The following is an 18882-nucleotide window of genomic DNA, read 5'->3' as shown; positions in this document are numbered from 1 at the left end:
AGTTCGTAGAGAGCGGCGCTTTCTGAAAGGGCTCTACTGAGCTCCGGCCAGGGCCAGAAGCGACACCAGCCCAACCTGCATGCCCTTGAGGCTGCTGGATTTTTCCACATCCACCCATTCGTCCAGGGCGTGAGCCCGGCCGGCGGCGCCGCCGGAGCCGATGGTCACGGCGGGAATGCCAAGGCTCATGGGCATGTTGGAGTCGGTGGATGAGGCCTCGAAGCTGGTCTCGAAGCCCAGGGCCTCGCTGGCGGCCTGGGTGAATTTCACAATGGCTGCGGACTCGTCCGTGCGGCCGGTGGGGCGCTCGCCAATCACCTTGGCTTCATAGGTCACCGGGCCGAACCGGGTGGAGCGGGCCTTGTTCTCGGACGCCACGGCATTGGCCATGATGTCGTTCAGCTGCTTGTCCAGCTTGGCCAGTTCCGCCGCGCTCTCCGAACGCAGGTCGACCTGCAGGAAGACGTCGTGGGGTATGGCGTTCACCGAGGTGCCGCCGCCCACCACGCTGGCGGCATAGGTGGTCTTGGGCTCGGTGGGCGTGGTGATGGCGTAGAGGTCGGTCACGGTCCTGCCCATGGCGGCCATGGGATTGACGATGCCATAGGCGCCATAGCTGTGGCCGCCCGGGCCGTGGAAGTTGATGTTGTAGCGCTTGGACCCCACCCCCTGATTGACCACGAACCGCGGGTCGGCGCCGTCCATGGAGATGAAGGCCTTGATGCGGCCGGCATACTTGCCCTTGTTGAACAGATAGCGGACGCCGCGCAGGTCGCCGGCCCCTTCCTCGCCCACATTGCCGACGAAGAGGATGTCGGCCTTTGTCTTGATCTTGCCGGCGTCCATGGCCCGCAGATAGGCCAGCAGGGTGGCCAGGGACCGGGTGTCGTCGCCGATCCCGGGAGCCATCAGTTTCGTGCCCTCACGGCGGACCTTCACATCGGTGCCTTCGGGAAAGACCGTGTCCAGGTGGGCGGCGAAGACCACCACCGGGCCGCCGTCAACGTGGGCGGTCCCCGGGCGCAGGCCCATGACATTGCCCTCGGCGTCGGTTTCCACCTCGGTCAGGCCGGCGGCCTTGAGCATGGCCAGATAGGCCTTGCCACGCTCGGCTTCCTTGAAGGGCGGAGCGGGGATTTCCGTCAGGGTGATGAGGTCCGCCACGGTCTGGTCGTGGGTGTCGGAAAGGGTCTGGACGGCGATCTTGTAGCCCTTGCTGGCCAGGATCTTCTGGACGGCCTTGTCGGCGTCTGCGGCCTGGGCCGGGGCGGAAAGCAGGGCCAGGACCGCGGCTGCGGCCAGGAGGCGGGGAAGGATCATTGCGACTTCCTAGGTGCGGTTACGGGCGACGGCGCGGGCCTCGCGGAACGAGACCAGCCGCTGGTTGGCTTCATCCCAAAGGGCCAGACGGACGGTCTTGAAGCTCTCCCACAGGCCGATCCGGCTGACCGCCTTCAGCTCGGGGTGATCCTTCAGTATGTCCGACAGGCGGTAGAAGGGGATACGGCTGGACAGGTGGTGGACATGGTGGATGCCGATATTGGCCGTCAGCCAGCGCAGGACCGGGGGCAGGTCGTAATAGGAACTGCCGCGCAGGGCCGCGTCGTCCCGGTTCCAGTCGTCATTGCGGGCCCAGGTCACGCCCTCGAACTGATGCTGAACGTAGAACAGCCAGACCCCGATGGTGGCGGCCACCACCATGGTCAGGAAGTTGATCACCAGCACCGGCGCGACGCCGACCCACCAGATCAGCAGGGCGAGACCGACGGCGATTCCGGCCAGATTGCCCAGGGTCGAGCGCCAGGGCCGCCATCCCTGCTTCATCAGACCGATGGGCAGGCGCTGCTGGAAGAAGAAGACGAAGACGGGGCCCAGTCCGAACATGACCAGGGGGTTGCGATAGAGCCGGTAGCCCAGCTTCTTGATCGGCGTCAGGGCCTCGTATTCCGCGACCGTAAGCATTTCGATGACCCCCAGGCCGCGCCGGTCGAGATTGCCCGAGGTGGCGTGGTGGATGGCGTGAGTCTGGCGCCAGTAGCTGTAGGGGGTAAGGGTCAGGACGCCGATGGCCCGGCCCACCCAGTCATTGGCGGCCCTGGCCTCGAAGAAGGCGCCATGGCCGCAGTCGTGCTGGATCATGAACATCCGCACCAGGAAGACCCCGGCGGGCAGGGTGAAGATCAGGGCGAAGGCCGGATGGCCGAAATTCCAGGTCAGCCAGCCCAGCACCCAGCAGACGGCCAGGGCGGCGGTGGTCAGGATCAGCTCGAACAGGCTGCGTCCCAGGTCTGACTTCCGGTAGGCGGCGAGCTTCCGGTTCCAGTCTTCCATCTGTGTCACGGACGAATCGGCTCCAAAAATCGGTTGCGATGTATATCCATCATGTTTGCGCCGTTTGTACGACGGCTGGCGCCTCCAGAGTCAGGAATTCTCCATGCGTGAGCGGATTACCGTCCGGGTCCTGCTGTTTGATCCCGACAGCCGGATCCTGCTGATGAAGGGCCGCCTGCCCAACCGGCCGCTGAACTCCGGGGTCTGGTTCACGGTCGGCGGCGGGGCGGACCCCGGAGAAACCCTTGAGGCCTGCGCCCGCCGGGAAATCGCCGAGGAGTCCGGCTTTACCGAGGTCACCCTGGGACCTGCTGTCTGGCGGCGCTCCGCCCCGGGTATGCTGCCGGACGGCGAGCGGGTCATGCAGATCGAGACCTATATGGTCGCCTGGGTTCCCGCTGGCGAGCCGGTCCGCGACAACTGGGAGGCCCACGAGCATGATCTGGTGGACGACATGCGCTGGTGGACCCTGCAGGACCTGGCGACCTGCGTAGAGCGGGTCTTTCCCGAGCGCATGCTGGAACTGCTGCCCGAGGTGGCGGCAGGGCGGTATCCGGACGAGGTGCTGGACATCACCGTTCCGCGGGGGTGACCGCCCCTGGCGCCCAAAAGAAAACGGCCCGGCGTGAACCGGACCGATATCCAGCTCAGATGCAATTGGCCTTAGCCGCCAGCCCGGACAAGGCCGGGATCCGCATCCTGATGGGTCAATTCCTGCAGTATGGCTGTCACCATGGCGGCGGGATTGACCGGCTTCGAGATCAGGCCGTCAAAACCCTGCCCGCCGATCATGCCTGGCTGTTCCAGATCAGCATCAGCCGTAAATGCGAAAATGGCGGCCTCGCCGTTTTCACCACCGGCTTCCCTGATCCTGCGGCAGGCCTCGACCCCACCCATGACCGGCATACGCACATCAAGCAGGATGGCGTCAAAGGTCTCGTTTCGTGCAGCGATAACGGCGTCCTGTCCGTTCTCGACCAGGGTCACGCTGGCGCCAAGGCCGGTGAAGATCAGGCGAACCAGTTCCCGATTGGTTTCATGATCGTCGGCGACGAGGAGCTTCAGGCCATCCAGATTCATTGGGGGCTGACGGGCCGCGTCATCGACACTTGCCGGTCGAGGTTCGACAGCCGGGGCCGGAACCTTCATCCAGAAACAGGCGCCCACACCCATGGTCGAGGTGACGCCGATCTCCCCGCCCATGGCCTCCGCCAGACCCTTGCAGATGGCCAGCCCCAGGCCGGTGCCGGGACCTCCGGATGAAATGGCCCCGTCAATCTGGGAAAACCGCTGGAAGAGGCGCTGTTGGTCAGCAGGCGAAATGCCCGGTCCGGAGTCGTGGACTTCAAACCTGAGGCAGTCACCGTCCCGGGAAAGCACAACCCGAACCCCGCCCGCAGCAGTGAATTTTACGGCATTGCCGACAAGATTGAGCAGGATCTGGCGAACCCGATTGGCGTCCAGGAGGCTGTGTCCGCCAACGCTGCCTTCGGTTTCCAGGTTCAGCGACAGGCCCTTGGGCGCGGCCTGGGGGGTCAGGAGGTCGAGGGTTTCCCGGCAGAGCTCAGCCACATCGGTGGGCTCGGGCGCAAGAATGATCTGCCCCGCTTCGAGTTTCGAGAAGTCGAGAATGTCATTGACGGTTGCAAGCAGGGCCTGGCTGGCGCTGCGCACACGCTTCAGATACCCGCCGGTCTCTGCAGTAATCCCGGCCTGGTTCGAAGCAAGCTCAGCGAACCCGATTATGCTGGTGAGGGGGGTTCTCAGCTCATGGCTCATATTCGCCAGGAATTCCGCCTTGGCTTCGGCTGCGGCTTCGGCGGCCCTGGTTGCTGCACGAAACTCGGTCACGTCCTGGATGGCCCCGACAATCACTGAGACACGGCCGGATTCATCCTTCTGGATGTCCGTCTTGCCGGTGATGATCCTCTCCTCGCCATCTCCGCGGCGAATGGTGACCTCATAGTCCAGGCATTCGCCGTACTTCACCGCGCGGCGAAACAGGTTTTCCAGTTTTCCGGCGTCGGCTTCTGAATAGAAGTCCCGCGAGGCGCCCCAGACAGGTGGATAACTCTGCCTTTCAACCCCGTAGATCCTGTAAAGTTCGTCCGACCATTCCACTTGCTGGCTTTCCGGAAACGCCCGCCAATGTCCAACCCGGCACATCTGTTCCGCCAGGTCGAGAAGGTTCTCCTTCACAGCAAGTGACTTTGCCGCCTTCCGCAATTCAAGCTCGTCGACGACGATGTCGGCCAGAACCCGCAGGCGCTTCAGTTCCCTCTCGGTGGGCGCCTCGCGCACCTTGTTGTCGATGACACAGAGGGTCCCGAGATTGACGCCATCACGGTCGGTGAGAACAGCGCCGGAGTAAAAGCGGATGTTCGGATCACCCGTAACCAGAGGGTTCTCAGCAAAGCGCGGATCGCGAACCGGATCTTCCACGACGAAGGTGCTGTTCGGCTCCAGCTGGATGGCGTGATCGCAGAAGGCCCAGCTGCGCGGGGTTTCCGTCGCTTCCAGGCCGAACCGGGACTTGAACCACTGACGGTCGGCGTCGATCAGGGAGACGAGGGCGATCGGCGCGTCGAAAATTTCAGCGGCAAGTTCCGTCAGGCGGTCGAAGCAAGCTTCGGGACCCGTATCGAGGACCTCGAACTGTCGGAGCGCCCGCAGGCGTCTTTCATCGGAATCAGCGGCGGCCATTCTTGCGATCTCGTACTCGTCCCCTCTTCCGGGTAACCGGGCACGGTTAATCCTGCATGAAACCGTCCAATGCAGCGACAATTGGCCCCAAAAGAAAAGGGCCCGGAGTTACCCGGGCCCTGATCCAGTTTCCGTTCAGCCAGTCCTAGAAGGACTTCTTCACGCTCACATACCAGTAGCGGGAATAGGGCTGGTAGACCGTGCCCAGGAAGCCGTTGGACGACAGGGGCGGTTGCTCGTTGGTCAGGTTACGGACGCCGACCTTGACCTTGGTATTGCTCATGAGGCCCTCGTCGAAGGCCACTTCGCCATAGAGGTTGGCGGTCAGCTGGGACTCGATAACCCAGGGCGAGCCGGCGGAGTCCAGCAGGCCGGTGTCGTCGATGGGCGAGACATACTGGGTGAAGGCGCCGACCGTGAAGGGATCGAGGTTCCAGGTCATGGAGGCGTTCCACTTCCACTCCGGACGGCCGTTCTGGGCCACCAGATTGCCGCCGCCAGTGATGGTGGTGCCGGCGTTGATCTTGCCTGCAGCCCGGGCGGCCAGCAGTTCGGCGATGGCCGGGGAAGGCTTCTGGTAGAACTTCAGCAGGTTGGCGGCCGAGACCTGGACATTGAAGTTACCCAGGCTGGTGCCCTTCAGGCTCCAGTTCAGGGCGTAGTCGATGCCCCGGGCCTGCTGCGGCAGCAGGTTGACGTACTGGTCCTTCACATAGAGCACGGTGCCGACCGGGGTCAGGCCCGAGCCGGCGAAGGCGGTCACGTCGTCAGCCGTGGCTGCGGCGCGCACGACATTGGGGTTCGAGCCGCCGGTGGTGCGGGCCAGATAGTCGGCGATCAGGGCGTTGCCTTCACCGAACAGGCCGACAATGCCTTCCTGCTTCACGTCCCAGAAGTCGGCGGTGAAGGTGAATCGGCCGAACTCGGACGGGATGAACTTGGGTTCGAACACCACGCCGAAGCCGTAGGTCTCGGAGTCTTCCGGCTGCAGGTCGGGATTGCCCGAACGCTGGGCCGAGACGCTCAGCGACCGCGAGCAGGCGCTGAAGCTGGTGATGCGCTTTGCCCGCAGGTCGGCTTCGCAGCGAACCCAGTCGGTGCGGGTATTGGCCCGGGTGATGACCGAGGCGTTGATCTGCTCGAGGTTGGGCGCCTTGAAGCCCTGGGCCCAGGAACCCCGCAGGCGGACGCCTTCCACCAGGTCCCAGGCCATGGCCACCTTGGGCTTGGCCACATTGCCGAGGTCGCTGTAGTCCTCGAAACGACCGGCCAGCTGGAGCTCGACATTGCGGACCAGGGGAATGCCCATTTCCGGCGAGATCACCGGCACGCCGAATTCCACATAGGCCGAGGTGACCTTGCGCTTGCCCTTGGTGTCCGGAGACGGGCTGGTGCCCACCAGGTCACTGCCATAGACAATGCCGGTCACCGAGTTGGTGTAGGTGATGGTTCCGTCGACGCGGGCGTCGCGGTCATCCTTCTGGGTCTCGCGGCGGTATTCGAGACCGGCCGCCATGCCGACATCGCCGGCCGGCAGGGTGAAGAGGTCGGCCTTGTTGATGCGGAAATCCCAGGAGGCCAGGGTGCTGATGCTGTCGCGGGTCGACTTGATCCGGATGGCGTCGATGGCGGCCGTGCTGCTGGGATTTGCATCCCCATTGCTCGGCTGGGCGACGGTGCCGCCGTTGAACGGGTTATAGGCGCTGGAGGTCGACAGGGCGATCTGGCGCTGGGCGGCCGTGGCGCTGATGCCGTCGGAAACGTCCTTGGCTTCGGCTTCCGAATAGAAGGCCGCCGACTCCCACTTGAAGCCGAACTTCTCGCCCTTCAGGCCCATCAGGAAACGGATCTGGTCGTTGTCCACGTCGACCCGGGACAGGCCGGCGTCCACGAAGGCATAGCTGGTCAGGGTGACCGCAAGGCCCGTGGCCGGCGCCGTTGTGCCGGCGATCCGGTTGGGGTTGGCGACACCGCCCAGGGTGGCTGCGCCGAAGGGGTTGTAATAGGCCGTCGCCGGGGCGGTGATGACCTGGGCCGAATTGGTGGCGACCGGGGCCTGCAGGGCGGTGCTCTCGGCCTTGTAGATGCCGAACTCGCCGAAGGCCGTCAGACCGTCCGTCAGTTCATAATCGCCGGTCAGGAAGACATTGAGGCGCTTGACCTGCGGCATGACCGACAGGCCCGAGGCGGCGTTGTCGAAGCGCAGGTTGCGGTCTTCCGCCGAGGTGGCGGCGGCGGCGTCGTCAAGGCAGACGCCGGTTCCCAGGGTAACCAGGCAGCCCGTATTCGTGTTGGGCTGGATGTGGAAGGCGCCGCCCGTGCTGGTGATCAGGCTGGTTCCGATGCGGACCGAGGAGGCGGCGGTGAAGCTGCCCCACGGGGTGGTGGTCGCGCGGCCGTCGACGCCGGCGGCGCCGTCAAAGCGGGTGCCGACAAACAGGGGGCGCTTGTCCGACGAGGCGGTGAAGTCCTGGTCGGTGGACTTCAGCGCCGTACGCTTGTCGTAGTTCAGGAAGGCGGTGAGGTTGCCCCGCTCGAAGTTCCGGCCCCACAGGCCATTGAGGCTGTACTCAGCCATGTGGGTGCTTTCGGCCGAGCCGTACTGGGCTTCGAACTGCAGGCCGTCGAAATTGTTCTGCAGGACGGTGTTGACCACGCCGGCCACGGCGTCTGCGCCATAGATGGCGGCGGCGCCGTCACGCAGGACTTCCAGGCGCTTCAGGCCCGTGGTCGGAATGGCGTTGGTGTTATAGGTCAGGGTCGGGACCAGGCTGATGCCGTCGGCCTGGCTGGTGGGGTGGTTCACCACCCGGCGGCCGTTCAGCAGGACCAGGGTGTTGCCCGAGCCGAGGTTACGCAGGTTGACCGAACCGATGTCGCCACGGGCCGAGTTGCTGCTGCCTGGCAGGAAGCCGGAATTGTAGTTCACATCGCCCATCTGCGGGATGGAGCGGAAGAGTTCGTCGCCGGACGAGGCGGCGACGGCCTGGAGCTGATCCTGGCCGATGACGGTGACGGGAAGGGCGGCCGTGACCTTGGCGCCTTCAATGCGCGAGCCGACGACGATCAGTTCATCGACGGTTTCAGCCTTGCCGGCATCAGCAGCAACCGCTGAAGTGGCCCAGGCCGAGCAGATGGCCGTGGTCGCGAGAATAGCAGCGCGCAAGGTCGCCTTTGTCGTCATCATCTTGGTAGTTCCCCTGAAACAGCCTGTTTCCCGGTCGACAACCCTGAAGGTTTCTAGCGCCGGGCTTTGATTTCTGGGGGTGTTTTAGGGCTGTCTGCCCAAAGATCAATAGAAGGTGAGGTTATCGACCTCGATCCAGACCTTCTCTCCGGCCTTGCGGGATGCCGTCACCGAAAGGGAGGTGACGTCGCCGCCTGTCCAGGGGTTCCGGCCCGCCAGGGCGCTGAAAGGCAGTTTCACCGTCCGCCATTCCGGGCCGGCGGTGAAGGGCTGGGTCCAGCGACCGGCCACGCCATCGAAGCCGAGGCTGTAGGCCCCGTCTCCGCGCACCTGCATCTGAACGCCCGAAAAGCCGCTCACATCCATGGGCTGGACCCCGCCCCGGGACAGGGGGAAGTTGGCGCCGGCCACGGGATTGGCCTTGATCGACATGCGGGCGTCGATGGACAGGGCGTGGCCGCCGTCCTGCCGGGCGACCACCTGGGCCACTTCCAGCGAGCGATCAATACCGCCATCGAATTCATCAGTGCGCAGGGTGTCCAGGGCCGTGCGGCCATCTGCCCGCTCGAAGTCATCCACCAGGGCCGTTTTCAGCACCTGGGCCGGCAGGGTCTTTGCGGCGTTGGCGGTCATGGGTGGGGCGCCCGGGCCGAAGACCAGCTTGCCGTCGATGAACACCCGGTCGGTCTTGTGAACATCGGCAATGTCCTTCCAGGGCGCGCCCTTGATCAGGACCAGGTCAGCACGTTTGCCAACGGCGATGGTTCCACGGTCATTGTCCTGGGACATCAGCCGGGCGCTGATCGAGGTGCCGGCCGCCAGGGCCTGGCTTGGGGTCAGGCCGGCGCGGACCAGCAGTTCCATCTCATGCAGGGTGGAATAGCCGTGCTTCGTCCCGGGCATGCCTGCATCAGTGCCGACCCCGACCGTGACGCCGGCGTCGAACAGGGCCTTGGCGTTGGCCAGGGCGTATTCGAACTTGCGGAAGGCCTGCTCGGGTCTGCCGCCCTCGGGGTCGCTCGCAGCCTGGCCCGGCTTGACGGGCTCATAGACGGCCAGGGTCGGGGCAATGCTGGTGCCGCCGGCCTTCATGGCGGCGATGGTCGCCGAGTCGATGGGGCGGTCCTGCAGGCTGTGGGCGATGATGTCGACCCGCGCCTTGCCGGCCACGACGCCCCGATCAACGCTGACCGTATGGGTAAGGACCTTGAGGTTCTGCTTGTGGGCCGCCTCGACCAGGGCGCTGAGGGTCCAGCCGTCCATGCTGGTATTGTCAGGCGCCATTCCATAGCGCCAGCCATCGGTGAAGGCCTTGATGAAGTCGGGGTGGTAGGGCGCCAGGCTCTCAATGGCCCGCCGGGCGGACTCCGGGGTGTTGACCCACTTGGTGGTTGAGGTGTCGGCCCAGTCAGCGCCGTGGCCGCCGGGGGTCGAGACCCGCGCGGCATAATAGACATGGGGAGAGGTCAGGTTGGCCAGCCAGGCCCGCTTGGGGGCATAGCTTTCGGGGGCGGCGTGGAAGTCGTTCACGGTCGTGACGCCGGCCGCCACATAGGCCGAGGCGATCTGCGGCAGGGTCGCCGGGGCGCCGGCCGGGGTCCAGTGGGTGTGCAGGTCATAGAAACCCGGCAGCAGGGCCTCGCCCTCGGCCTTGATGACCTTGGCGCCCATGGGGATCCTGACCTTGGGACCGACGGCGACGATCCGGCCATTGCGAATGATCACATTGGCCTTCTGCGGCGCGGCGCCTGTGCCGTCAAAAACGTTGGCGCCGACAATGGCCACCACAGACGGCGCCGGTGCCGCCAGTGCGGCGCTGCTGATGGCGAGGGCCGCGGCCAGGGCGGTGGCGGAAAGGTGCTTGGCGCGCGTCATGTCTGGTGTCCCCGATTGTTCAGCCACAGTCTTAGCGGAGTTTTCGTCGATTCCGAGGGGCGGACCGCGTCATTGCGGCAAATCGCGCCCGGGTGTCTATTGACCGGGCGAAACGGCGGAAGGTCGTGATGACATCAGGGATGGTTCGATCAGCCTGGATTGCCGCAGTGCTGCTTCTGGCGGCCTGCACGGGGCGCGGCGCCGCGCCACAGGTCCTCACCGACGCCCAGATCCTCAACGCCCTTAACCAGAGGGCCGGCGCCCACGCCTGCTGTTTCTATATGGGCAAGGACCCCAATGGACGGCCGCTCTATGGCCGGCTGAATGGCGCACGGGAACTGCATTTTGTCGTACGCAGTCAGGTGGGACGGGATGCAGTGGCCTGTGGCTGGTCCGGGTTTGCAGCGCCCCTGGGCGCAGACGGTCGTCGAAAGCCGGCCGGACCTGATGTGGTCTTCATTGTCCGGGATGGTCAGGTCTATCTTCAGGAGGATGTTCCTGGAGAGGAATTCGAGCGCTGGCAGGACGACCTGTGCGGCCCGGCCTGGATCAAGCCGCGGATGGTGGGTGGCGCGCTTTAGGACCCAGCCTGGTCAATGAAGGCCTTCAGGGCCGCTTCGGCGCCCTTCGCATGGGCCCAGAGCGCAGGATCCTCCAGGTCATCTGGCGTAACCGACGTCGGCCAATGAAGCTCCACCAGGCGCTCCAGACGTTCGATCCGGTCCAGATCCAGAATGTAGCCGGGGTGGACGGCGGCGAGACCAGCCTGCGACAGGGGAACCCGGAGACGCAGACAGGCCGGGCCACCGCCATTGCGCATGCTTTCGCGGACATCGACGTATTCAACATGTTCGATATCGCCCGCCCTGGACACGATCTGGTCCACAGCCCTCTTCGCCGAAGGGTTTTCTGCGGCTTCGGCAGGCAGGATCAGCCCCATGCCGCCGCCGGGCAGGCTGACGAGCTGTGAATTGAACAGATAGCTTGAAACACTGTCGGCCAGGCTGAGGTCGCTGACCTCGATGATCCGGGCTCCTTGTAAGCGGCGGCGGATGTCGTCGCCAAACCCCTGCATGTCGGTGAAGGCCTCGGCATGGCAGAGCAGGAGGTCAAGATTGGAGACCGCCACCACGTCATTGTGGAAGGCGCCGGCGTCCACGGCCGTCTGCGACTGTTCCACCAGAATGCCGCGACCTGGCGCACAGTGTCCGCACAGGGCCTGGCTTGCCCGGCGGGTCTGCCGGACCGGAAAGCGTCCGGCAGTGTCGGCGCCGTGGACGAAGATGTTGAGGCCCGGAGCGCCATGGTCCGGGGTCAGACGCATGTGGTTGGCCGCGCCTTCATCGGCGAAGTGGGCGCCCCAAGGCATGGCCGGCTCGACAGCGAACCGGTCGGGGTCGCGGAAAACCTTTTTCAGGAGCTGGAAGGTGTCATCGGCTTCAAGGGCCCGGTGCAGCATGGTGGCCAGGTTGGCCACCAGCAGGCGGGTGCGGCCATCATGGGTCTCTGGTCCGGCAATCACAGTTGCGGCGTTGGCGCGCCACATCGAGGACGATGAACAGGCGGCCCGGAACAGGACCGGGTCCTCCTGCGCGACCTCGGTCAGGATCTCCTCGTCCGTTCCCTGGCGTCCCATTGCGCGCAGCAGGTCCGCAGAGGGGCGAAGGGGTGGCGGCAGGAAGCCCTGGGGCAGGCCCAGTTCGATCATCCGCCGTGCCTTCGCCAGGCCCTGCAGCGCCGCCCGGCGCGGATTGGCGATGGCCCCGGCATTGTTCTGGGAGGCCAGGTTTCCGGCGCTCAGGCCTGCATAGTTATGGGTGGGGCCCACCAGCCCGTCGAAATTGATCTCGATGGCGGTCATGCTGCACCTGTCTTCGGATCAAGACCGTTTCCGATCCGGAATGTGGTTTCAGACATCTCAAGGCCCGCGACGGGATAGGCGCAGTAGTCGGCGGCGTAGAAGGCGCTGGGCCGGTGATTGCCCGAGGCGCCAACCCCGCCGAAGGGGGCTGCAGAAGACGCGCCGGTGGTCGGACGGTTCCAGTTGACCACGCCGGCCCGCATGCCCCGCCAGAAGCGGTCAAAGAGGGCTTCGTCGCCGCCGATCAGGCCAGCGGCAAGACCGAACCTGGTCTTGCCGGCTTCAACCAGGGCCTGGTCAAAGCTGCTGACCCTGACGACCTGCAGCAGGGGCCCGAACAGTTCGTCATCGGGCAGGTTCGCAACGGCGCCTACATCCATCAGGCCGGGGCGCAGGAAGGGACGGGAAGGGTCAATCCGCTCCAGTCCCTGAATGACCTTGCCTCCAGCAGCGATCAGGGCGGCGTGGGCGCCGAGCAGGGCGTCAGCCGAGGGATTGTCTATGACCGGGCCCAGATAGGGCTCCGGGTCATCGAACGGTCCCCCGATCCGCAGGCGGGCCGTGACCTCCTTCAGGGCGTCGATCAGGCGGTCGCCCCGGACACCTGTCTCCACCACAAGCTTGCGCGCACAGGAGCACCTCTGGCCCGCCGAGATGAAGGCTGACTGGACGATCATGTGGGCGGCGTCTTCGGCCTGGTCGACGTCCCAGGCGATCAGCGGGTTATTGCCGCCCAGCTCCAGGGCCAGCACCTTCCAGGGGCTGTCCGCCAACTGCCCATGGATCATCCGGCCGGCCTTCACGGATCCGGTGAACAGGACCCCGTCAATGTCCGGATGGGTGACGAGGTCTGCGCCGACCTGGCCAGCGCCCTGTACGACCTGAAGCACGCCGTCCGGAAGACCCGCATCCTTCCAGATTTCCGCCATCAGGGCCCCGCAGGCGGGGGTCTTCTCACTGGGCTTGAACACCACGGCGTTGCCGGCCAGCAGGGCCGGGACAATGTGACCATTGGCCAGGTGCATCGGAAAGTTGAAGGGCCCCAGAACGGCCAGAACGCCGTGGGGCCGATGGCGCAGGGCCTGTCTCACCCCTGCGGACTCCACAAGGCTCTCACCGGCCCTCTGGTCCTGGGCCCGGATGGAGATGGCGACCTTTGCGGCGACGCTGTCGGCCTCGGTCAGGGTTTCCCAGAAGGGTTTTCCGGTTTCCTCGGCGATCAGGCGGGCTATGGCGGCGCGGCGTTCCGTCACCAGGCCTGCGAAGGTCAGGGCAACCCTGCGGCGGTCCTCCAGCGGGGTTTCGCCCCAGGCGGAAGCCGCGCTCCGGGCGGTGTTTACGGCCCGGTCTAGGTCGGCGCGGCTTGATGCAGCGCCCTCCCAGATCAGGTCGCCGGTGCAGGGATTGAAGGACTGAAGGCTAGAAGCGGACATGGCGCACCTGATCTCCGGCCTTGACCCGCAGGCTGTCGGCCAGGCCCTGGCTGATTTCGACGGCCCCATCGGTCGGGTTGAACGCGCCCTTCGCGCAGCGGAAGTCCGGGCCCTGACCGGCGCAGACCAGCCGGGTTTCGCCCTGGTCCCCGGCGACCACTCGGTGGATCCGGGCAGACTGGCTGTCCCTGACAGCCACCAGATCGTCGACATCGGCGAACAGCGTCGGACCGCCGTCGAAAATGTCCACATAGCCCTCGAAGCGGAAGCCTTCTTCCAGCAGGAGCTGCATGGCGGGGCGACCGTGATCGTGGGGCTTGCCCAGGGCGGCCTGGGCGGCGTCGGACAGCAGGCTGACATAGATCGGGTGCCGGGGGCCGAGATCGGCGATGAACTGGTTGCCGGTCAGGGCGTTGGTCCGGTCGGCTTCGGCGAAGTCCATGTCGTAGAAGCGCTGACCCAGGGCGTCCCAGACGGGAGAGCCGCCTGCGTCGTCCTGATAGCCCCTCATTTCGGAGATCACCTGAGGCCCGAACCAGTCGCGATGGCTGGCGAGGAAGAGATATCGCGCCCGGGCCACCAGCCGGCCTGCCGCCATGCCGCGGACGCTGGGCAGGATGAACAGGCCGCCTACTTCGGCGGCGCCATCGAAGTCATTGGCGAGGTTGAGAATGTCGTGGGAAACCCGCTTGCCCAGGGCCTGGGACGCCCGGTTCTGACGGGTGATCCGGTAGCTGTAGAAGGGCCAGGTCACCCCGACTCTGGGAAAGATGCAGGCTGTCCCCACGACCTCGGGTCCGGCGCCGGCCGTCGACTGCTCGACAACCAGCAGTATGGGGGACCCCGCTTCCCTGGCCTCTGCCGAGGTCACGGCGGCCGCGCTCGCGCCAAGCTTTTCAGCCAGGACATCACGATCAGCCTGGAGGTTGGTCATGCCGGGGCCAGCGACCCGGGCGAGGTCATACAGGCCCTCAAGATCGCCCGGCAGGGCGACCCTCACGACCAGTGATGTTGTTGGCTGGTGCTCGCCCATGACTGTCCCCGCGCTCCGCTGAACGGAGCCGCCGCAGTCTACCGGTTGCGCCACTACAGGGGTGACGGTATCAAGGTCGCCTCACCGAATTATCTGCGGCGGGAGTTTCCCATTTCAGCAGCCCCTGCGGTTGACCGCATTGACCAGAAGATCCTGGCGCGACTCCAGGCCGACGGACGGGTCAGCAACAAGGCGCTGGCTGAAGCCGTGGGCCTGTCGGCGAGCGCTTGCCTGGCCCGGGTTCGCCGTCTCGAAATGGAAGGTCTGATCCAGGGCTACCATGCCGATATCGCCGTCGATCGCCTGGGGCCCACCGTCGCCATTTTTGCCGAGGTCACCCTCGGCCAGCATCATCCCGGCGACTTCGCCCGCTTCGAGACCTTTGTCAGGGACTCCCGCGAAATCGTCGAGGCCGCCCAGGTCAGCGGCGCCTACGATTATCTGATGCGGGTGGTGGTCGGCGACATGGAGGCCTGGCGGGAGTTTTCCGACCAGATCCTCAATTCGAACCTCGGGGTCACCAAGATTTCGTCCCATGTGGTGATGAAGACCGCAAAGGGCTTTGCTGGCGTGCAGGTTTCGCCCTCGCCAGGCCGGGATTGAAGACCACTCACAGTTGGTGTCCTGGCCTGGAAAACACCGCCTGAGGTTGGCGCCGTTCTTGCCGCTCCCTCTCCCGTCTGTGTCGAATTGACGCAGGTCTGACGATGGGGAGGCCTTCACATGCGCAGCCTGGCGATCGTCGCCCGAAAGGGTGGCGCAGGAAAGAGCACCATGGCCATCCATCTGGCCATTGGCGGGCACCTGCGCGAACGCTTCACCCTGCTGGCCGACATGGACCCCCAGGCGTCAGCCGTGGAAGCGCTCGGTCACAGGAAGAGTTCGGGGCCCCTGGTCCGCGCGACCACAGCCCGAAAACTCTTTGTATGTCTGGAAGATGCCCGGAAGGCTGGAATTGAAGACCTGGTGATCGATACGGCCGCCGGGTCCGACGCTGAACGCCTCGAGGCCATCCGCCTGGCCGACGCCAGCCTGATCGTGGTGCGGCCGACCTATCTCGACATTGTCGCGGCTGCGCCGACCGTCTCGGCGGTCCGCGGCCTGGGCAAGCCGGCCATGATCCTCCTGAACCAGGCGCCGCCGACCCTGAAGGGCGAGGAGCGACCAGACAATGCCCGGGCGATCGCCGCCCTGGCGCTGTTCGGCCTCCCGGTTTCCAGCGCCATCATCCGTCTGCGCCGGTCCTACCAGCGGGCGCCCCAACTGGGTGTGTCGGTTGAAGAGAGTTTCGATGATGAAGCGGCGGCCGAAATGGCCAGCGCCTGCGACACCATCTGGGCCTTCCGCCAGGCGGCGGGCTCATCACTTTCCCCGGGTCGTATCCGATATCTCCATCCTGCCGACATCCAGTCAGGGACACTGGTCGAGCGGCTGGTCCGCACCTGAGGCGGGCGGCCTTGCAGGAAGAGCCCCTAGGCCCTTGGTTCAACCGCCGCAAAGGCCACCACCGCAATCTGTCGCAGACTGGCGGCGTATTCGTCGGGCGTAACGCCCCCGGCCGATCCTGATTTCGCGCCCCGGGCGGCGGCCAGGATGGTGGTCGCGAGGCCTTCTCCGGTCAGACCCGTTCGCGTCAGGGAGATATCGCCCGAGCGATCCGCGGCGGTGATCAGGTCTGCGATCCAGCCCAGATAGGCCTTGTCCGACAGCTCAGCGATGTCGGCCCCGACAGTTGACCTTGCATCTCCCAGTTCGGCCAGGAATTCGGACCCGCCAAACCGGGCGTGCATCCAGCCGTAATTGGCCTGAAGCAGGCCATTGAGGCGTTCCAGGAAATTGGCGCCCTGGTCCACGGCCTGCTGGCACCGGGCCTGGGCCTCTTCGAAATTGGCCATCTGCATGGCCCGGAACACCGCCGCCTTGCTGTCGAAGTAGAGATAGAGCGTGCCCTTGGCGACGCCCGCCGCCCGGGCGATGTCGTCCATGGAGGTCCGGCGATAGCCGAAGCGCGTAAAGTGTCCGGTCGCGGCCGCAAGTATGGCCTCGCGTTTTCCGGGCAGTGTCGGCGCGGTTTGCGGATCGGACAGGGACATGGCTCCCAATGGGATGAGTTGAGGGTTGACTTCAAGCCAAAGCTGGCAGAATGACCAGATACACGATTTTGGTCATTTGGTCAGGAAGAGTCATGAAGACCCGTAAACTTGGTTCGAAAGGCCCCACCGTCTCCGCCCTGGGCCTGGGCTGCATGACCATGAGCCCGGTCTATGGCCAGGCCCTCGACGAGGCCGAGGCGGTCGCCACCCTGGAACTGGCCCTGGATCTCGGAATCACCTTCTGGGACACGGCCGATGTCTATGGCATGGGCCATAACGAGACCCTGATCGGCAAGGTGCTGGAAGGCCGCAGGGACAAGGTCTTCCTGGCGTCGAAATTCGGCATCACCATGAAGGGCGTAAATGGCGACCCGGCCTATGCGGTCGAGGCCTGCGACGCCAGCCTCAAGCGCCTGGGCGTCGAAACCCTTGACCTCTTCTATCTGCATCGCGCCCAGCCGGGTCGGCCGATCGAGGAAACGGTCGAGGCCATGGCCGGTCTGGTCAAGGCGGGCAAGGTCCGGCACCTGGGCCTGTCGGAGGTTTCGCCCGAGACCCTGGAGCGGGCGTGCAAGGTCCATCAGATCACCGCCGTGCAGAGTGAATACTCCCTGTGGACCCGCGACCCCGAGGACGGGATCCTCGCCGCCTGCGAAGCGCTTGGCGTCGGCTTTGTGCCCTACAGCCCCCTCGGGCGGGGCTTCCTGACCGGCGAAATCCGCAGCCCGGACGACTTTGAAGAGGGCGACTGGAGGCGGGGCAATCCGCGCTTCCAGGGCGAGGCCTTCACGGCCAATCTGAAGCTTGTGGACAAGGTCATCGCCATGGCCGCAGCCAAGGGCGTCGCGCCCTCCCAGCTGGCCCTGGCCTGGGTCATGGCCCAGGGCGAGCACCTGGTTCCCATCCCGGGCACCCGTCGCACAAAGTATCTCCAGCAGAATTTCGGGGCCCTGGAGGTCCAGCTCACCGCCGCTGACCTGGCCGAGATCGACGCCGCCTTCCCCCGGGACCTGGCAGCAGGCGCGCGGTATGCTCCGGCCATGATGGGCGCCCTGAACGGCTAGGCCGTCCGCTCCTGACAACTGACACAGACATTCCAAGAGGAACCGATCCCATGTCCCAGACCATCTTCATCACCGGCGCCTCCACCGGCCTTGGCCGCGCCACCGCCCTGCTGTTCGCCAGCAAGGGCTGGAAGGTCATCGCCACCATGCGCAGCCCTGACAAGGAAACCGAGCTCGGCAAGGTTCCGGGCGTCACCGTCATGGGCCTGGATGTGACCAACCCCGCCCAGATCGCTGAAACCGCCAAGGCTGCGGTCGCCCTAGGCCCCATCGACGTGCTGTTCAACAATGCCGGCTACGGCCTGGCCGGCGCCTTTGAAGGCGCGACGGACGCCCAACTGGTGGACCAGCTCAACACCAACCTGCTGGGCGTCATGCGGGTGACCCAGGCCTTCCTGCCGGCCCTGCGCGAGCAGGGTAAGGGAACCATCATCACCACCACCTCGATCGGCGGTCTCGTGGCCTTCCCGTTCAACTCTGTCTATCACGCCACCAAGTGGGGCCTGGAAGGCTGGAGCGAGAGCCTGGCCTTCGAACTGGAGCCCTTCGGCGTCAAGGTGAAGACCATTGCGCCGGGCGGCATTTCCACCGACTTCGCCGGCCGCTCCCTCGTCTTCACCACCCACCCGGCCTATATGGAGGCCATCGGCAAGACCATGGCGGCCTTCTCCGATCCGAACCGTCGTTCCTCCAGCTCCACGGCCGAACAGGTTGCCCAGGCGGTCTACGACGCCGTGATCGACGACGCCGACAGGATCACCTATGTGGCCGGTGAAGACGCCAAGGCCAATTACGCCCAGCGCTTGGCGGTCGGCATCGATACGTTCCGGGCAGGCATCAAGCAGATGTTCCTGGGCGGCTGAAGACCCTGACTGGCGGCGGGGCAGGGCCTCGCCGCCGGCTCATCAGGATCAGGGCTGAGGCATTTGCGACATGATGGTCGCCACGTCGAAATAGTCCCGCCAGTAGGTGATCTGGCCGTCATTGACCTCATAGACGCCGGTCACCGGCAGCTCGACCCACTTGTCGCCGAACAGGTGACGGTCCAGGCGCTCGAGGAAGACGATATTGCCGACGGTGGATTCCCGCAGGACCTTGAACTCGTTTTCCGTGGTCGGCGCAAAGAAGGGCTCCAGCACGGCGCGGACGCCAGCCGGTCCGATCACCGTGCCGAAGGGTGCGGGGTTGATGTATTCGCACTTGTCTGAGACCAGCTTCAGGGCCTCGTCATAGTTCAGCGGCTCCATCAGCTTCATGAACTTGCGGCAGACGTCGATCGGCGATGCGGACATTGGGCTCTCC

General features: G+C 65.3%; 16 protein-coding genes. 6 read left to right on the top strand and 10 right to left on the bottom strand.

Annotated features, from left to right (window positions below; all coding sequences use genetic code 11):
- Positions 1 to 33: 33 nt before the first annotated feature.
- Together CFE28_12920 and CFE28_12915 are read right to left on the bottom strand one after the other, a co-directional pair.
- On the bottom strand, positions 34 to 1320 hold the full coding sequence (locus tag CFE28_12920) for a peptidase M20 (protein OYU70816.1): 1287 nt from the start codon (positions 1318 to 1320) through the stop codon (positions 34 to 36).
- A 9-nt stretch (positions 1321 to 1329) separates the two neighbouring features.
- The gene (locus CFE28_12915) at positions 1330 to 2331 is read right to left on the bottom strand and encodes a fatty acid desaturase (protein OYU70815.1); all 1002 of its coding nucleotides are present in this window, start codon (positions 2329 to 2331) and stop codon (positions 1330 to 1332) included.
- Positions 2332 to 2434: 103 nt separating this feature from the next.
- Here CFE28_12915 and CFE28_12910 point away from each other — a divergent pair, with 103 nt between their 5' ends.
- Positions 2435 to 2923, top strand: a complete 489-nt coding sequence (locus tag CFE28_12910; GenBank protein OYU70814.1) for a DNA mismatch repair protein MutT — start codon at positions 2435 to 2437, stop codon at positions 2921 to 2923.
- Positions 2924 to 2994: 71 nt separating this feature from the next.
- Here the strand turns inward: CFE28_12910 and CFE28_12905 are convergent, their stop codons facing one another.
- The 3 genes from CFE28_12905 to CFE28_12895 all read right to left on the bottom strand — a co-directional run bounded on the left by CFE28_12905 (position 2995) and on the right by CFE28_12895 (position 10096).
- On the bottom strand, positions 2995 to 5034 hold the full coding sequence (locus CFE28_12905) for a hypothetical protein (GenBank protein ID OYU70813.1): 2040 nt from the start codon (positions 5032 to 5034) through the stop codon (positions 2995 to 2997).
- Between the two features lie 145 nt (positions 5035 to 5179).
- Positions 5180 to 8218, bottom strand: a complete 3039-nt coding sequence (locus CFE28_12900) for a TonB-dependent receptor (protein ID OYU71700.1) — start codon at positions 8216 to 8218, stop codon at positions 5180 to 5182.
- Between the two features lie 108 nt (positions 8219 to 8326).
- Positions 8327 to 10096 (bottom strand): amidohydrolase, encoded by a 1770-nt coding sequence (locus CFE28_12895; protein OYU70812.1) that lies wholly within the window; start codon positions 10094 to 10096, stop codon positions 8327 to 8329.
- 140 nt (positions 10097 to 10236) lie between these two features.
- On the opposite strand from CFE28_12895, the gene CFE28_12890 reads away from it, so the two are divergent.
- Complete coding sequence (locus CFE28_12890; protein OYU70811.1) at positions 10237 to 10677, top strand: hypothetical protein; 441 nt, start codon at positions 10237 to 10239, stop codon at positions 10675 to 10677.
- Here CFE28_12890 and CFE28_12885 read toward each other — a convergent pair.
- The 3 genes from CFE28_12885 to CFE28_12875 are packed head-to-tail and all read right to left on the bottom strand — an operon-like array spanning position 10674 to position 14423.
- Positions 10674 to 11957 (bottom strand): succinylarginine dihydrolase, encoded by a 1284-nt coding sequence (locus CFE28_12885; GenBank protein ID OYU70810.1) that lies wholly within the window; start codon positions 11955 to 11957, stop codon positions 10674 to 10676. The two genes, CFE28_12890 and CFE28_12885, sit on opposite strands and share 4 nt — an antisense overlap.
- Entirely contained in the window at positions 11954 to 13390 is a 1437-nt protein-coding gene (astD, locus tag CFE28_12880) for a succinylglutamate-semialdehyde dehydrogenase (protein OYU70809.1), read from the bottom strand. The genes CFE28_12885 and astD overlap by 4 nt, the downstream gene beginning before the upstream one ends.
- On the bottom strand, positions 13377 to 14423 hold the full coding sequence (locus CFE28_12875; GenBank protein ID OYU70808.1) for an arginine N-succinyltransferase: 1047 nt from the start codon (positions 14421 to 14423) through the stop codon (positions 13377 to 13379). Before CFE28_12875 ends, astD begins: the two co-directional genes overlap by 14 nt.
- Positions 14424 to 14516: 93 nt before the next feature.
- Here CFE28_12875 and CFE28_12870 point away from each other — a divergent pair, with 93 nt between their 5' ends.
- Both CFE28_12870 and CFE28_12865 read left to right on the top strand, forming a co-directional pair.
- On the top strand, positions 14517 to 15026 hold the full coding sequence (locus CFE28_12870) for an AsnC family transcriptional regulator (GenBank protein OYU71699.1): 510 nt from the start codon (positions 14517 to 14519) through the stop codon (positions 15024 to 15026).
- A gap of 120 nt (positions 15027 to 15146) precedes the next feature.
- Positions 15147 to 15869 (top strand): chromosome partitioning protein ParA, encoded by a 723-nt coding sequence (locus tag CFE28_12865; GenBank protein OYU70807.1) that lies wholly within the window; start codon positions 15147 to 15149, stop codon positions 15867 to 15869.
- A 26-nt stretch (positions 15870 to 15895) separates the two neighbouring features.
- Here CFE28_12865 and CFE28_12860 read toward each other — a convergent pair whose 3' ends face one another.
- On the bottom strand, positions 15896 to 16516 hold the full coding sequence (locus CFE28_12860; GenBank protein ID OYU70806.1) for a hypothetical protein: 621 nt from the start codon (positions 16514 to 16516) through the stop codon (positions 15896 to 15898).
- A gap of 92 nt (positions 16517 to 16608) precedes the next feature.
- Here CFE28_12860 and CFE28_12855 point away from each other — a divergent pair, with 92 nt between their 5' ends.
- Both CFE28_12855 and CFE28_12850 read left to right on the top strand, forming a co-directional pair.
- The gene (locus tag CFE28_12855; GenBank protein ID OYU70805.1) at positions 16609 to 17580 is read left to right on the top strand and encodes an aldo/keto reductase; all 972 of its coding nucleotides are present in this window, start codon (positions 16609 to 16611) and stop codon (positions 17578 to 17580) included.
- A gap of 50 nt (positions 17581 to 17630) precedes the next feature.
- Positions 17631 to 18443: a short-chain dehydrogenase/reductase gene (locus CFE28_12850; protein OYU70804.1), complete on the top strand. Its 813-nt coding sequence runs from the start codon at positions 17631 to 17633 to the stop codon at positions 18441 to 18443.
- 48 nt (positions 18444 to 18491) lie between these two features.
- Here CFE28_12850 and CFE28_12845 read toward each other — a convergent pair whose 3' ends face one another.
- On the bottom strand, positions 18492 to 18872 hold the full coding sequence (locus CFE28_12845; GenBank protein ID OYU70803.1) for a hypothetical protein: 381 nt from the start codon (positions 18870 to 18872) through the stop codon (positions 18492 to 18494).
- Between the last annotated feature and the right edge of the window lie 10 nt (positions 18873 to 18882).

Source organism: Alphaproteobacteria bacterium PA2 (assembly GCA_002256425.1).
In the GTDB taxonomy this organism is placed as follows: domain Bacteria; phylum Pseudomonadota; class Alphaproteobacteria; order Caulobacterales; family Caulobacteraceae; genus Phenylobacterium.
This window is presented reverse-complemented; position numbering and strand designations above follow the sequence as displayed.

Bases quoted from the DNA above. Each gene is read 5' to 3' on its own strand.
- CFE28_12920 (OYU70816.1), bottom strand. From the start codon at position 1,320: ATGATCCTTCCCCGCCTCCTGGCCGCAGCCGCGGTCCTGGCCCTGCTT.
- CFE28_12915 (OYU70815.1), bottom strand. From the start codon at position 2,331: ATGGAAGACTGGAACCGGAAGCTCGCCGCCTACCGGAAGTCAGACCTG.
- CFE28_12910 (OYU70814.1), top strand. From the start codon at position 2,435: ATGCGTGAGCGGATTACCGTCCGGGTCCTGCTGTTTGATCCCGACAGC.
- CFE28_12905 (OYU70813.1), bottom strand. From the start codon at position 5,034: ATGGCCGCCGCTGATTCCGATGAAAGACGCCTGCGGGCGCTCCGACAG.
- CFE28_12900 (OYU71700.1), bottom strand. From the start codon at position 8,218: ATGACGACAAAGGCGACCTTGCGCGCTGCTATTCTCGCGACCACGGCC.
- CFE28_12895 (OYU70812.1), bottom strand. From the start codon at position 10,096: ATGACGCGCGCCAAGCACCTTTCCGCCACCGCCCTGGCCGCGGCCCTC.
- CFE28_12890 (OYU70811.1), top strand. From the start codon at position 10,237: ATGGTTCGATCAGCCTGGATTGCCGCAGTGCTGCTTCTGGCGGCCTGC.
- CFE28_12885 (OYU70810.1), bottom strand. From the start codon at position 11,957: ATGACCGCCATCGAGATCAATTTCGACGGGCTGGTGGGCCCCACCCAT.
- astD (OYU70809.1), bottom strand. From the start codon at position 13,390: ATGTCCGCTTCTAGCCTTCAGTCCTTCAATCCCTGCACCGGCGACCTG.
- CFE28_12875 (OYU70808.1), bottom strand. From the start codon at position 14,423: ATGGGCGAGCACCAGCCAACAACATCACTGGTCGTGAGGGTCGCCCTG.
- CFE28_12865 (OYU70807.1), top strand. From the start codon at position 15,147: ATGCGCAGCCTGGCGATCGTCGCCCGAAAGGGTGGCGCAGGAAAGAGC.
- CFE28_12860 (OYU70806.1), bottom strand. From the start codon at position 16,516: ATGTCCCTGTCCGATCCGCAAACCGCGCCGACACTGCCCGGAAAACGC.
- CFE28_12855 (OYU70805.1), top strand. From the start codon at position 16,609: ATGAAGACCCGTAAACTTGGTTCGAAAGGCCCCACCGTCTCCGCCCTG.
- CFE28_12850 (OYU70804.1), top strand. From the start codon at position 17,631: ATGTCCCAGACCATCTTCATCACCGGCGCCTCCACCGGCCTTGGCCGC.
- CFE28_12845 (OYU70803.1), bottom strand. From the start codon at position 18,872: ATGTCCGCATCGCCGATCGACGTCTGCCGCAAGTTCATGAAGCTGATG.